The sequence below is a fragment of the Stenotrophomonas sp. YIM B06876 genome (assembly GCF_030711595.1).
Taxonomy (GTDB): domain Bacteria; phylum Pseudomonadota; class Gammaproteobacteria; order Xanthomonadales; family Xanthomonadaceae; genus Stenotrophomonas.
Genome location: NZ_JAUJUJ010000095.1, coordinates 1 through 916, shown reverse-complemented (window position 1 = coordinate 916; position 916 = coordinate 1). Strand labels below are relative to the sequence as shown.

1 protein-coding gene is annotated in these 916 nt (G+C 65.1%); it reads right to left on the bottom strand.

Going from position 1 to position 916, the window contains the following annotated elements; all coding sequences use genetic code 11:
• Positions 1-174: 174 nt before the first annotated feature.
• A partial coding sequence (locus QZH66_RS14860) for an AMP-binding protein (protein ID WP_305806694.1) occupies positions 175-916 on the bottom strand: 742 nt, incomplete at its 5' end.

The window sequence follows — 916 nt, the reverse complement described above, 5'->3', positions numbered from 1 at the left end:
ACGCCCTGCTGCGTCTGGGCCTGCGCTGTGCCGCAGGCCGCCGCCAGGGCCAGGGCGGCGATGTGGTGAAGTTTCATGGCACGTCTCCTAGGGTTGAAGAATCGTTAGAACGTGAAGCCGCTCTTATAGGGTGGCGCGCGTACGGAGCGCACCCGCACTTTCCCTGTAGCGGCACTAGCGATACATGGCCTCGATCTGGGCGGCGTACTTTTGCTGCACCAGCTTGCGCTTGAGTTTCATGGTAGGGGTCAGCTCCTCGTCCTCGGCCGAGAGCTGGGTGTCGAGCAGGAAGAACTTCTTGATCTGCTCGACGCGGGCGAACTTGGCGTTCACGCGGTCGAGTTCGCCCTGGATCAGCGCCTGCACCTCGGGCGTGCGCGTGAGGCTGGCGTAGTTGGAAAACGGCACGTCGTGGTCCTGCGCGTATTTCTCGACGTTTTCCTGGTCGACCATGACGATGGCGCTGAGGTAGGGGCGGGCGTCGCCGATCACCACCGCGTCGGTCACGTAGGGGCTGAACTTGAGCTCGTTCTCGAGCTCGCTCGGCGTCACGTTCTTGCCGCCGGCGGTGATGATGATGTCCTTCATGCGCTCGGTGATGCGCAGGTAGCCGTCCTCGTCCATCACGCCGACGTCGCCGGTGTGCAGCCAGCCGTCGGGGTCGATGGCCTCGGCGGTTTTTTCGGGCAGGTTGAGGTAGCCCTTGAACACATTGGGGCCGCGCACCAGGATCTCGCCCGTGTCGGCATCGACGCGCACCTCGTTGAAACTGGCGGCGGGCCCGATCGAGCCGGGCTTGATGCGGCTGGCCGGCACGCCGGTGGAGGCGCCGCAGGTCTCGGTCATGCCCCAGACTTCGAGCATGGGAACGCCCAGGGCCAGGTACCACTTCACCAGTTCGGGCGAGATCGGCGCC